Consider the following 13080-nt stretch of genomic DNA (forward strand, 5'->3'; position numbering starts at 1 on the left):
AACTAAAAAAATAGATTGCTTCTCCCGATTACTCGGAATCGCAATGACATTATAATTAAAAATCAAATTGATAGGTAGCTCCACCTAACACCTGAATGCCTTGTACTGGGAAATTCATCCAGCGTTGGTAATCGTTATTTGCAATATTATTTGCCTTAACAAATACCGACAATCTATCAGTAACTCTATAACCTACATGTGCATTTGCATCAAAATAGCTATCTAAAGTTACAGTTACAGGACTTGATGGCACAAGTGTTCCTTCTTCATAAAACAGGTCTTTTCTTTCGCCTACAAAAAACAATCCTGCTCCAGCAAACCAGTTGTCGTCTATTTGATAATCTAAAAACAATGATCCTTTAATGTCTGGTAAGTTCCACGCTTCAGATTGTGTGTCAGTACTGTAATTAAAATATTCGGCTTTTATACCAAGGTTAAAGTTTCTATTTATATCAACATTTAATTCTCCTGCAACCGATAATGTGTTAACGTCGTCATACACGATACCATACGAGTTACCATATTGATAATCTTCGGTAGCTCCACCCAACACACTGTTTGACATAAACATCGCTTTGTTTCTATCAGCAAAATAACGTCCACTAATATTATAACTCATGCTATTAGATAATTTCCCTTTTAAACCTACTGAAGCATTGTATTGCTGGTCAGTTGGCGCAATAAACAATGTAGGCGATACAAAAGGGTTTTCGTTAGCAAAATCATAGTACGAGTTTTGTATCAAACCACCTTCAATTCCACCATAAGCAATAAGTATTTCATCAACCAATCGGTAGCTTGCTGTAATATTTGGATAAATGTAAAACTTGTTATCGCTAAACTCTGTATCATTAAGATATACCAAGTTAACACCTAAGTTTACGGTTAGGTCATCTTGCTTTAACTGATAGCTTGGAGCAATTCCAAAATTGATATTTCCATATTTTATAGCATCTTCGGTGTAGAAATTTCTATCAAACTCACCACCAATATAATCGATAGTTACTTCGGTTTTTATTTCTTCTCCTCTAATTGGAACTGTAAATTCAGAAGACGCAACAAACCTGTTTTCACCAGAATCCTGATCATCACCAAAACGTCTAAACCTTACTTTTAGGTTATCGATAATAGCATCTTCAAAGTTTAATTTACCTCCAAAATGAACATTGTAAAACGAATGCCCTTCGTTAATCATATCAGCTGTAGTTTCATCAAACAACGGTTGTGGCAATCCATACCAATTGTAAGTTTGAAGTCCAAAACCTGCATCAACAGTCCATGACATATCACGCAATTGCTTACTGAAATTGGCATTAAGATTGGTGTTTGAAAAATTGTCGTCTAACAACAAACCGTCAATACCATCTTGTGATGAATGATGGCTTAAGTAACCACCTACTCGCTCTGTTCTATTTAGTGCGTGGTTTAAATACACTTCACCTAAAATAGTAGTATAAGTTCCAAAGCCTAAAGACGCATAATTATCATATAGCTTTATAGATTTAGCTTTATCAACTGTTGCTGCTTTTCCTTTTGCAGGTGTAAATGTTGAAGCTACAGGAATAGAGAAAATATTGTACTTAACGTCCTTTTTTTGCGCAGTAGTTGAATCGTTTAAAGTTGGTGTTTCCTTAATTTTAAACGCATCTGAAATTGTTGGCGTATAAGGTTTCACAACATTTACCACATCTGTAGCGATAGTATCCGTTTCACGTTCTTGTGAAAACCCATTACTTACAACTACTAGAAATGCTAAAGTGATTATATATTTTATTTGATTTTGCATAGGAATTGTTTTAATTGAAATCAACAAGGATTTTAATTTTCAGATTGAATTGATGAATTGGTTTTAGCTTCTTCAGCTTTGATTCTATTAAGCTCGTCTTGCGCTTCACTAACTACATCATCAAACTCAGCAAAGTTTTTAATAACACTTTCTAAAATGTATGTAGCTTGAAATGCATCTTTAAGTGCATAAAAGTTTTTTGCCATTATAACCAAGCCTTTTGCACTATAATATTTGTAGCTAGAATAGTCTTTTGCTAGTTTTTGAACCGTTGTATTAGACGACTGATAGTTGCCTTCTTTGTGTTTAAAGTAGGCATTGTAATACAATGCTTCGGCAGCTAATGCTCCTGTAGCTATGCTTTCAACTTTTGCATAAGCCAATTTTGCTTTAGCCTCATCTCCTGTTTTAATTGCAGAACGCGCAATGATAATTTGAGCGTCACTTTTTACTTTATTATCAATTTTAGAATTTTCTAAAACTCTTTCAGCATAAGCAACCGCTTCCTGATAGTTTTCTAATTGATAGTACGCGTTCATAAGGTTTGATTGCGCATAGGTAATGTTTTGAGGATAATCGGCTTCGGTTTCTAAACGCTTTAATAACGGAACTGCTTTATTCCAATTAGAAGTGTTTAAATAGGTTTCAGATAACTTCACAATAGCTTGTTCGGTATATTCGCCTCTTGGTTTAGTAACTACATACTCATAATGTGGACGCGCATTTTCAGGCAAATCCTGTTTAGTATATAATTCAGCTAAATAAAAATGAGATTTAAGTGCATGCATTCCGTTAGGGAATTCATTCAAATAATTATTGAACTGTTTTACCGCTTTTTGCACGTTGTTGTCAAGGTATTGCTTTTCAGCAGCCAAATAGGTAGTGTTATCTAATTCGGCATCAGTAACATCAATATAATCAAGTGTTTTTACCCAAGACGCATACTCATCTACGCGACCTAAATCGATATAAATTAAACGTGCAGTGGACACTGCTTGTACTGCTTCTTCAGAATTTGGATAGTCTCTTGCTACTTGTTTAAACTTAGCCAAAGCACGCTCGTTGTCATTTTCATTGTAATACGACAACCCTTGACGCAACAAGGATTTTGAGATAAATACCGAATTTTTATACTCAGCATTTAACCTGTCATACATTTGCATTGCTTTGCTAGTGTTGTTTGCTTTTACGTATGAATTTGCAAGCTCGTACATAGCGTCATCTCTTAAAGACGATTTTGGATACCCATTGATAAAGGCTTCTAACTCTTCAATTTTCTTTGAAGCTTGCCCAACATAACCATAACTCATTGCTTTTTGAAAATATGGGTAGTCCGATTCGATCTCGTTAATTTCGATAGCCTTATTGTAAGAACTAATTGCATTGTTATAATCGGTTGATACAAAATAGCCATCACCAAGCCTTAAGTAAGCATCGTTTACTCTTAGTTTATCATCGCTATTGGTATTGATAAATTTTTGAAAATGCTCACTAGCTTTACTGTAGTTTTTAAGTTTGAAATAGGTATACGCAAGATTATAGTCGATGTTTTCAATTTCAGGTGTTGTAGCAGATTCTGCACTTTGCTGAAACTGTTTTAAGCCAACTAAAGCATCGTTATAGTTAGTTAAATGATAATCTGTTTCTGCTTTCCAAAATGTAGCTCGCACAGTAAATTTTGGGTCTTTAGCCTCGTCAATCGACTTTTCAAATAGTGTTCGAGCTTCGTTATAATTTATAGTGTTATACACTTCAATTCCTCTATAAAATGCTACTTTTTGATAAGCGACTCTGTTTTCAAAACTTCGCTTGCCTTCTAATAGTTTTAGAGCTTCTTCGTAATTTTTTGAAGTAATGTATGAGTCAATCAACAAGGTTTCAATTTCCTCTTTGTAACCTGTATCAGGATATTTATCGAGATAACCCGTTAAAACTTGTGGAACCGACTGATAAGGGTTTCCTATTTCATAACTTATTTTGGCATAGTTTAACCAAGCATCTTCCTGAATTTTTAAATCAAAATCCATTTGAGAGGCATTTCTAAACGCATTTAAAGCTTCTTGTTTTTTGTCTAAGTTAATGTAGCTTTCTCCTAAATGGTAATAGGCGTTTTGAGCAACACTGTTGTTGCCTCCTATGATTTTATTGAATTCTGAAATGGCTTTTTCAAAATCGTTTTGCTTGTAATAAGCATATCCTAGTTGGTAGTAATCTGTATTATTCCATTTTCCGCGTTTGCCTTTATAGGCTTGTAGATAAGGAATTGCTTCAGTGTACTGTTCTAAATTAAAATAACTTTCACCTATAATTTTTGAAAGTTCAGACACTTCATTGTCGTCACTATTTGGTAGTTGTTCTTTAGCAAGTGAAATGGCTTTTTCAAAATTTCCTAGTTTGAAATTCAAATCGGCTTGGTAATACGATAGTTTCTCTTTGTATTTTTCTTCATCACTTACTTGGTCAAAATACTCGTTAGCAGTATCATAATCATCACCTTCGTAAGCCATAAACCCAATATAATACTTAGCTTGTGAGCCATATTCTTTCGAATTTACAACTCTGTTTAAATATTTTTGGGCTGAAGTTTCGTTGTCTGTAGAGTATAAAGCATAACCGTAGTTAAAGTTAAATCGGTCTCTTTCAGAACGCGCTATACTGTTTTCATCTACCTTTTCGTACCACTTTCTTGCATACGCATATTTTGCATTATCGAAATAATAATCTGCTACATCCAAGAATGCTGTATTTCGCTTTGTACTCGTTGGGTAAGTGTCTACAAAATCTTGAATTAAATCGTCGGCATTTTGCTGATTTAAACGTACTGCACAATTTGCTATATAATAGGCACAGTTAGACTCTACCTGCTCGTCTTGGGTTTCATCTTTAATTTGGTCAAACGCTGATTGTGCTGCTTGGTACTGCTTGTTATTATACAGCGTTAGGGCTTTTTGATACGCTACCAAATCGTTAGTATAGGTTGCCGATTGTTGCGCTTGTATGTATACGTTTAGCATTAGAAAACTTACTAATACTACTAATTTACTATTAGTCATTAAGTTCGTTGTTTTGTTGATGTTCAAAGATAAATCAATATCAAATTTATAACGCCAGAAATTATTTATAATTATAAAGAAGTTATTAAATACTAAAAAAAATATTTGGGAGTTTATAATTGCAGCCTTTTAAAAGTGTTATTAAAATAATACATTTACAGCACTTAAATAAAAACTACTCATAAATGTCTGAAACTATTTTACAATTAAAAGATGTCTCTATATACCAAGGAGACAGTATGGTGTTGAGCGATGTGAATTTTGAAATGGTTAAAGGTGATTTTGTTTATCTTATTGGTAAAACCGGAAGCGGAAAAAGTAGTTTTATGAAAACGCTTTATGGCGACTTGCACCTTACAAAAGGCGAAGGTTCTATTGTAGATTTTGACTTAAGAACACTTAAAGAGAAAGACATCCCTTTTTTAAGAAGAAAACTAGGTATTGTTTTTCAAGATTTTAAATTGTTACCTGATAGAACTGTAAACGGAAACCTAGAGTTTGTTTTAAAGGCTACAGGCTGGAAAGACAAAACCGAAATTAAAGAACGCATAGAAAAAGTGCTGGATAAAGTAGGCATGAAAACCAAAGGATTTAAGTTCCCTCATGAGCTTTCTGGTGGTGAACAACAACGTATTGCTATTGCTAGAGCACTTCTAAACGATCCTGAACTTATACTTGCCGACGAGCCAACAGGAAATCTTGATCCTCAAACCAGTATTGAGGTTATGGAGGTTTTGCAGGAGATTAACAAAAACGGAAATACTATTTTAATGGCTACTCACGATTACGCTTTATTGCTAAAATACCCTAGCAAAACTTTAAAGTGTGATGAGAATAAAGTATTTGAAGTAGTGCAAAGACGTGTATAACAGCCTAAAAAAAATCCTAAAACGTATTGTACCCAAAAGGTTCTTGTTTAAAAACGAGCTCGTTTTTAGGCGCTTTTATGGTTTGTTTTATCGCGGAAAACAATTTCAGTGTAATGTATGTTCCAACAACCTAAGCGCTTTTGTTAACTATAATGGCAGAGATTTAATTTGCCCGTTTTGTGGTAGTTTGTCAAGAAACAGAAGGCTATGGCACTTACTGGAAGCAAACAAAGCCATTAAAGGTAATGTGTTACATTTTTCGCCTTCAAGAAACATATACCGAAAATTAAAATCTAATCCTTCAATACATTATTACAGCTCTGATTTTGAGAACCAGTTTATTGCTGACTATAATTTTGATATTACCAACATTTCTTGCAAAGATCATACGTTTGACACTATAATTTGCTACCATATACTTGAACATATTATTGATGATAAAAAGGCGATGTCAGAAATTTATAGAGTTTTAAAGCCCAACGGAAAAGCTTTTATACAAACTCCTTTTAAAGAAGGTGCTATTTACGAAGACTATTCAATCACAACTGAAGAGGCAAGAAAAGAGCATTTTGGACAAGAAGATCATGTTAGAGTATACTCAGTAAATGGATTAGTAAAAAGACTGGAAGATGTAGGTTTTAAAGTTGACATACTAACTTTTGAAAACTCTAGTGAATCAATAAGAAATGGCTTTAAACCTGAAACGGTTTTAATTGTTTCAAAATCCTAAAAACCAAGCCACTTAAACAATCGACCAAACCATCCAGATTTTTCTGCTTGAGTGCTTTCTGGCTGAAATTCAATTTCAAAAACACCAAAATTAGAAAGCGTTTTTTTAGCATATTCGTTATGCAACGGTTTTTCAAATTCAGTTAATTGCATTATAAATTCTACTTTAGAATTTAAAGGTAATATTCCTTCAGATAGTATTTTGTTTGGGTTTTCAACATCAACAATTTTATATTTTGTTCCTGTAGGAAAATTATAATCAGAAAAGTCAACAGTTACAATTTCTCCTTTTACATCCATTAGAGCTATGTGGAAAGAATTCTCATTGTATTCATTTTGAATCACATTTAAAACAACATCACTACTAAACTGTTTTATATTGCTCCATTGGCTATTACTATCTTGTTTAAAACTAGACTTCCAATCATCAAAGGTGTAATCTCTATGATTAATAATTCTAAAATTTCTACTGTTCTTTGAAAAATAATTATTGTTATTAAATGTCCAACCAGAAATATTAGACAATATTGATTTGTCTAAGTGAACATACCCAGCATACACTAAATTGTTTTCAAAAACTGTGTTTTCTGCATTATCAAATCGCAAGGAATTGTTTCCTCCAATAATAACATTTCCTTTTACCTCAACATTTTTTAATGGCGCTTTTGAATTAACTCCTAACGTAAGTGAAGCCGCATCTCCTTTAGCTGTATTGGAGATATCTGCATTGTGATAGAACACATTATCCAATACTTTAATATTAGTAGCTCTATTGATTCCGTTTTTATCATCAGTAGCTACAATAAGGTTGTTTTTATAATGATTTCCTGGACTACCATTATTAAAAACCACATTATCTTTTATGAGTATATTTTTCACATAAGCTGCATCAGCATTTGTAGATGCAGACCAAGCTTCAATACCCATATAGTAGTTATTGAAAATGATGTTATTTTCTATCTTTCTTGATTTCTCACTTATATTTTGAACATAAATACCTGCTCCACTTCCTCTTGCATTGGAGAAAAAACCGTTATTGTAAATTTTACAACCATATATAACTGAACCACCTGTAAACTTCCATGAACCAAAACCAGAACCTGGATTATTATAAATCTTTAGGTTAATAAACTTATTATCATATCCTGAGGTATGATTAATACCATCAACTTTTAAAAAACCTGATTCTTTAACATGTCTGGGGAAATTGCCTAAAAACGTTACTTCAAAGTCTTTAAAAGTAACATTTGCTCCTCTTACTTCTAAAACCTGCTTTTTATTTGACAAGACGTTTCCGTTTAAGACAACCTTTTCATTTTTGTATGGCACTACAGTTATATACTTACCCTCTACCGTACTTGAAATATTGCTAATAAAACGACCGTTATACACTCCTTTATGTAACCAAATGGTATCACCTCCATTAACCACGTTAGAACTTTGGTTTAAAGCTGTTTGTAAATCCCATGGATTTTGAATACTTCCATCACCATTTTTGGTTATTGAAACATTTGGAAACACATGAAACTCTTGTTGTGCCATAGTTGTTTGACACAACAGCAATGCATATAAAGTTAGTAGAAGCTGTTTCATAAACTCTAAATTACAATTACTGTACCAATTAATAATTAACTAACTTTAAATAATGTATTTTTGAAACATAATTTCTAGTATGCTTTCAGTATTAATTCCTGTTTACAATTGCTCCATCACAGCACTCATAAAAGATTTGCACCAGCAACTCATGAGCAGTAATATTGAATTTGAGATTATTTGTTTGGACGATGCTTCAAACAATACTATTACTAAAAAAAACTCTACTGTAAACAACTATAAAAACGTTTCCTACAACCTATCAAAAGCAAACAATGGCCGAGTGAAAACAAGACAATTACTTTCAGAAAAAGCATCATACAATTGGCTTTTGTTTTTAGATGCAGATGTTTTGCCTAAAAGCAAAAATTTTATTTCTAATTATTTAAAGCACATTAATGATAATTATGATGTTATCTATGGAGGGTTTACTTATCACACCTCTAAACAAGATAAGACTTACATGCTACGCTGGAAATATGGTAAATCCAAAGAAGAGATAGATGCTGTAAAAAGAAACGCCAAACCATACAAAGTTGTTATTTCAGGAAATTTTTTGATTAAAAAAGAGACCTACCAACATATTGTTTCAAAAATAAATTATAAAGGTTATGGCTATGACAATTATTTTGGAGCTCTAATGAAAGAAAACAACATTAATGTATTACACATTAACAACGAAGTCTATCATTTAGGAATTGAAAAAAGCTCAACCTACTTAAACAAAGTTGAGCAATCTGTTGACAACTTACTTAACCTTCAGAACACTCAAAAAATAGTAGTTTCTGATAATGATTTACTAAGGTTATTTAACTTCACAAAATCTTTAAAGCTTAATTATTTTCTTTCTTTTTTACACTCAACACTCAACTCACGCATTAAGAAAAACCTTTTGGGAAACAACCCTTTAGTCTTTTTACTACAGTTATATAAATTAACATACTTTTGTTATAAAGACTTGAAAAAATGACATCTTATTTTTCAATAGTAATACCACTTTACAATAAGGAAAAGCACATTGCGCAAACCTTAAAAAGTGTAATTAATCAATCGTATAACAACTTTGAAGTTGTTGTAGTGAATGATGGCTCTACTGATAAAAGTTTAGAACAGGTAATCAAAATAAATGATGATAGAATTACGGTTTATAGTATTGAAAACAGAGGTGTTTCGTATGCTAGAAATTATGGAATTAAGCGTGCAAAATCTAACCTTATAGTTTTACTTGATGCCGACGACCACTGGAAGAGTCATCATTTAGAGGATTTAAAATTACTCTATGAAAAATTCCCTGATTGTGGTCTTTACGCTAAAGCATACACAAAACGTAAAAACGGAATTAATCTAAAATCAATATATAAAAACATACCTCAAGAAAACAACTGGAAAGGTGTAGTTGACAATTATTTTAAAAGCAGTTTAGCCAATAGTATAGCTTGGACCTCTGCAGTTATGATTCCTAAAACAACTTTTGAAAAAGTGGGATATTTTAATGAGTCTCTTAACTCTGGTGAAGATACTGATTTATGGATAAGAATTGCTCTTAAGCTACCTGTTGCTTTTTACAACAAAGTGAGTGCAATACATTTATTAAATGCTCAAAATAAAATCACAAAAACTAAACTAAGCTCCAGAAAACACATTGATTTTTCTACCTATGACGAAGCTACTAAAAACAATATTGATTTAAAAAACTACATTAACCTGAATTGGGTTTCAATGGCTTTACAGTACAAAATTGAAGGCGAAAAAGCCCTTGAAAAAGATATAAAGTCACACATTGACTATAACAGTATTAGTAATCTCCAAAAACTTCTATTGGCATTACCTAAATGGATTGTTATTTTAATTTTAAAATGCAGAAATTTAATACAACGATTTATTGACCTAAGGATTTTTAGATAGTTTAAACGTATCGTAATCTCTTATATAATCAGCCTCATCAAACTCACCAGAAGACAAGACCAAACATACTGCTCCAGATGAAAAATTCTCAAGTTCTCTCCAAACTCCACTAGAAATCAAAAGTCCTTGATTAGGTTTATTAAGCATAACTCTGTGTTTATCTGTTCCATTATCTAAAATAACCTCAAAACTTCCACTCAAGGCCACTAAAAATTCTAATTGCTCTTTGTGAGAGTGTCCTCCTCTATATGCTCCGCTTGGCACATCATATAAATAATACACACGTTTTATCTCAAAAGGCACACAGTTTTTTTCAATAACTGAAAGGTTTCCTCTTGGGTCTTCTATTTTTGGAATGTCTATAAGCTTAATTATCATAAATTCTATCTATATCTCCAGATGCTTTTAGCTTTTTATATTGTTGTATGGCTTGCAGTCCTATTATAAATTTATGTGGAATTTCATTGAATTTAATATACTTATATATCCACATATACAAAGTATATTTCAACAACCAAAGGTAACTTAAATTACCTAGATAGCGTTGTCGCAATGCAGTTTTGGCAGCAAACGCATTATCACTTCCCATTAAAACTCCTGAACTTATGTTTGGATGCATTACAATAGTTACACCTTTATGTTGCATTTGTAAGCCTTTGTCAAAAGCATTTCTTAAAAACACATACTCTGTTTCACCTTTAAATGTTGAACCAACTCCAAAATGATGGTTAAAGAATATATTATTTTCTTTAAACGCATCTCTTTTAAACGTAATAACCCAAGTAAAAATCTTTTTTAAGGATTTTTTATTATGAATACCCTCAGGAAAATAATTTGTATATAAATTTCCATCTTCATTAATAGCCTCAAAAGAAATCATATCAGCATTAGGACACTCTTGATAAGCATTAATAATGGTTTGCTTTAAATTGGGCTCGTAAACAATATCATCATCTGCCATCAAACAAACGTCTGCAGTCGCATTCTTTATTGCTAAATTCCGACTTGCAGGAGAGCCTCTTTCTAAAGAATTAATGACTTTGACATTAGAAAACGACGACGATAACATTTTATCTTCGGTAGTTTGATTAACTATAATTATGTCAAAATCTTTGAGGTTATTTTTAGAAAACATTGGCTTTAGGAAATCGAGATTTTCCCTAAACATCGTTGAGATTAAAATTTGCAAAGTCATCGATTGTGTTTAAATAGCCTCTATGTAAAGGTATTTCTTATTTTTGCCTTAAAAGTAGTGTTTTTTATGCGAATATTGTTGATTGGTGAATACAGTAGACTTCACAATTCTTTAAAAGAAGGTTTAACTGCTTTGGGGCATGAAGTATTACTAGTTGGTAATGGTGACGGATTTAAAAACTACCCTGTTGACATTAGGTTAGACCACTCGTTTCATAGTAAATTCCTTAAAAAATTTAAAGTTGCTTTCTATAAGCTCACCTCTATTGATATTGGTTCTTGGGAAATATACCTTAAAACACTTTTAATCAATAAAAAACTAAAGGGTTTTGATGTGGTTCAACTTATTAATGAATCGTCAATTAAAGCATCTCCCAAACTAGAAATCAAATTTTTAAAGCGCATTTTAAAGCAAAACAAAAAACTCTTCTTATTGTCTTGCGGTATTGACTATCAATGTATGAAATACATGATGGAAGGAAAATTTGAATACAGTATTATGAGTCCTTATTTAGAAGACAAATCGCTTTTTGAGCTTTATAAATTTCAGTTACAATATCTTAACGAAGACTACACAAAACTTCACAATTTTATTTACAACAATAGTAACGGAGTAATTGCAACTGATATGGATTACCACATTCCATTATTGGGCAACAAACATTATTTAGGGTTAATACCAAACCCTATTAATATTGAAAAAATAAAATATACTCCTTTAAAGGTTGATGATAAGATTAAAATATTTCATGGTGTAAACACAAAAGCTGTTGTTAAAAAAGGGAATCAATATTTTTCTGACGCCTTAAAAATCATTGAGAAAAAATATGGTGATAAGGTTGAAATAAAAACCACTTATAGTATTCCTTACAATGAATATATTAAGCTTTATGACGAATGCCATATATTACTAGATCAAGTTTATGGTTATGACCAAGGCTACAATGCCCTTGAAGCCATGGCAAAAGGAAAGGTTGTACTTACTGGAGCCGAAAAAGAGTTTGAGAAGTTTTATGACCTAAAACACCAAGTAGCTGTTAATGTTAAACCTGATGTTAATCAAATTGTTAACGCTTTATCTGACCTTATTGAAAACCCTGAAAAAATTCTTAACATAAGTAAGAGTGCAAGAACTTTTATTGAAGACTGCCATGACTATAAAAAAATAGCAAAGAAGTATTCTAATGTATGGAGTAATAATTAAAAAATATACTTAGAAATTAAGTGTCTTTCCATTCGTTCCATTTCTCCTTCCCAATCACGTGAAATGTTTTCTTTAAGAAGTTTAGCTGGAATACCTCCTATAAGAACATTAGTTCCAAGGTGTGTATAATCCTTATTACACAATGTGTTTGAAGCAATTGTACAATGCTCTGCTGTAGAAGTTCCTTTCATTATAGAAGTTCGTCTACCTATATAATTAAATTCTCCAATCACTATTGGCTTAGTTTTTTCATATTTCTCACCAGTATTTAAATTAATCATTTGATGAAAATCGGTATCAATTATTTGACACTCTGAACCAAGTCTAGCATAGTCTTTTAGCATGATTTTATTAGCACATATTATCTTACCTTTTGAAGCTAAACTAGACATGTTTCCTAAATCCAGTACTGCATTTTCTCCTACAAAAACAAAATAATCTTTTCCAAACTGAGCATATCCCCTAAATATTATTCGACCCTTTAAGACTAACTCAGCAGTTCTTGATGAGCGACTAGCCAACTCATACGCTTGCCCAAACCCAATCATTCCTCTACTAACTGGATTTTCAATTGAAACCTCACCTTTTAAGTTTGAAAATTTAACACTACCATAGAAAAAAATAGGTAGTTTTTTTGCTTGATAAAACGGTAGCATTTTAAAATTAAAATACAAAGTCTTTAACCAATTAACTGTCAAGTAAAACTTAAACCTTAAATATCTTAGTTTAATAAAAAAATATATGCGT

At 32.0% G+C, this 13080-nt stretch carries 11 protein-coding genes; 5 read left to right on the forward strand and 6 right to left on the reverse strand.

The features are described 5' to 3' along the window. Positions 1–55 precede the first annotated feature (55 nt). Together OD803_RS00670 and OD803_RS00675 are read right to left on the reverse strand one after the other, a co-directional pair. Entirely contained in the window at positions 56–1786 is a 1731-nt protein-coding gene (locus OD803_RS00670) for a TonB-dependent receptor (RefSeq protein ID WP_262731986.1), read from the reverse strand. A gap of 32 nt (positions 1787–1818) precedes the next feature. After that, complete coding sequence (locus OD803_RS00675) at positions 1819–4839, reverse strand: tetratricopeptide repeat protein (protein WP_262731987.1); 3021 nt, start codon at positions 4837–4839, stop codon at positions 1819–1821. A 185-nt stretch (positions 4840–5024) separates the two neighbouring features. Between OD803_RS00675 and OD803_RS00680 the strand changes: the two genes are divergently transcribed. Both OD803_RS00680 and OD803_RS00685 read left to right on the forward strand, forming a co-directional pair. Further along, on the forward strand, positions 5025–5708 hold the full coding sequence (locus OD803_RS00680) for a cell division ATP-binding protein FtsE (RefSeq protein ID WP_129759087.1): 684 nt from the start codon (positions 5025–5027) through the stop codon (positions 5706–5708). 187 nt (positions 5709–5895) lie between these two features. Beyond that, positions 5896–6438, forward strand: coding sequence for a class I SAM-dependent methyltransferase (locus tag OD803_RS00685; protein WP_262731988.1), 543 nt, complete (start codon positions 5896–5898; stop codon positions 6436–6438). Here OD803_RS00685 and OD803_RS00690 read toward each other — a convergent pair. Further along, complete coding sequence (locus OD803_RS00690) at positions 6435–8030, reverse strand: hypothetical protein (RefSeq protein ID WP_262731989.1); 1596 nt, start codon at positions 8028–8030, stop codon at positions 6435–6437. The two genes, OD803_RS00685 and OD803_RS00690, sit on opposite strands and share 4 nt — an antisense overlap. Positions 8031–8109: 79 nt before the next feature. Here OD803_RS00690 and OD803_RS00695 point away from each other — a divergent pair, with 79 nt between their 5' ends. Together OD803_RS00695 and OD803_RS00700 are read left to right on the forward strand one after the other, a co-directional pair. After that, positions 8110–9000 (forward strand): glycosyltransferase family 2 protein, encoded by an 891-nt coding sequence (locus OD803_RS00695; protein ID WP_262731990.1) that lies wholly within the window; start codon positions 8110–8112, stop codon positions 8998–9000. Further along, entirely contained in the window at positions 8997–9935 is a 939-nt protein-coding gene (locus OD803_RS00700) for a glycosyltransferase family A protein (protein ID WP_262731991.1), read from the forward strand. Before OD803_RS00695 ends, OD803_RS00700 begins: the two co-directional genes overlap by 4 nt. Here the strand turns inward: OD803_RS00700 and OD803_RS00705 are convergent. Both OD803_RS00705 and OD803_RS00710 read right to left on the reverse strand, forming a co-directional pair. Then, positions 9918–10313, reverse strand: coding sequence for a sugar 3,4-ketoisomerase (locus OD803_RS00705; RefSeq protein ID WP_129759092.1), 396 nt, complete (start codon positions 10311–10313; stop codon positions 9918–9920). The two genes, OD803_RS00700 and OD803_RS00705, sit on opposite strands and share 18 nt — an antisense overlap. Then, positions 10303–11130: a glycosyltransferase family A protein gene (locus OD803_RS00710; RefSeq protein WP_262731992.1), complete on the reverse strand. Its 828-nt coding sequence runs from the start codon at positions 11128–11130 to the stop codon at positions 10303–10305. The genes OD803_RS00705 and OD803_RS00710 overlap by 11 nt, the downstream gene beginning before the upstream one ends. Before the next feature lie 66 nt (positions 11131–11196). Between OD803_RS00710 and OD803_RS00715 the strand changes: the two genes are divergently transcribed. Beyond that, complete coding sequence (locus tag OD803_RS00715) at positions 11197–12333, forward strand: glycosyltransferase (RefSeq protein WP_262731993.1); 1137 nt, start codon at positions 11197–11199, stop codon at positions 12331–12333. Here OD803_RS00715 and OD803_RS00720 read toward each other — a convergent pair. After that, positions 12330–12989 (reverse strand): acyltransferase, encoded by a 660-nt coding sequence (locus tag OD803_RS00720; protein ID WP_262731994.1) that lies wholly within the window; start codon positions 12987–12989, stop codon positions 12330–12332. The genes OD803_RS00715 and OD803_RS00720 overlap by 4 nt on opposite strands. Positions 12990–13080: the final 91 nt, after the last annotated feature.

Origin of the sequence: Gaetbulibacter sp. NE, from assembly GCF_025548475.1 — a bacterium.
Taxonomy (GTDB): domain Bacteria; phylum Bacteroidota; class Bacteroidia; order Flavobacteriales; family Flavobacteriaceae; genus Gaetbulibacter_B; species Gaetbulibacter_B jejuensis.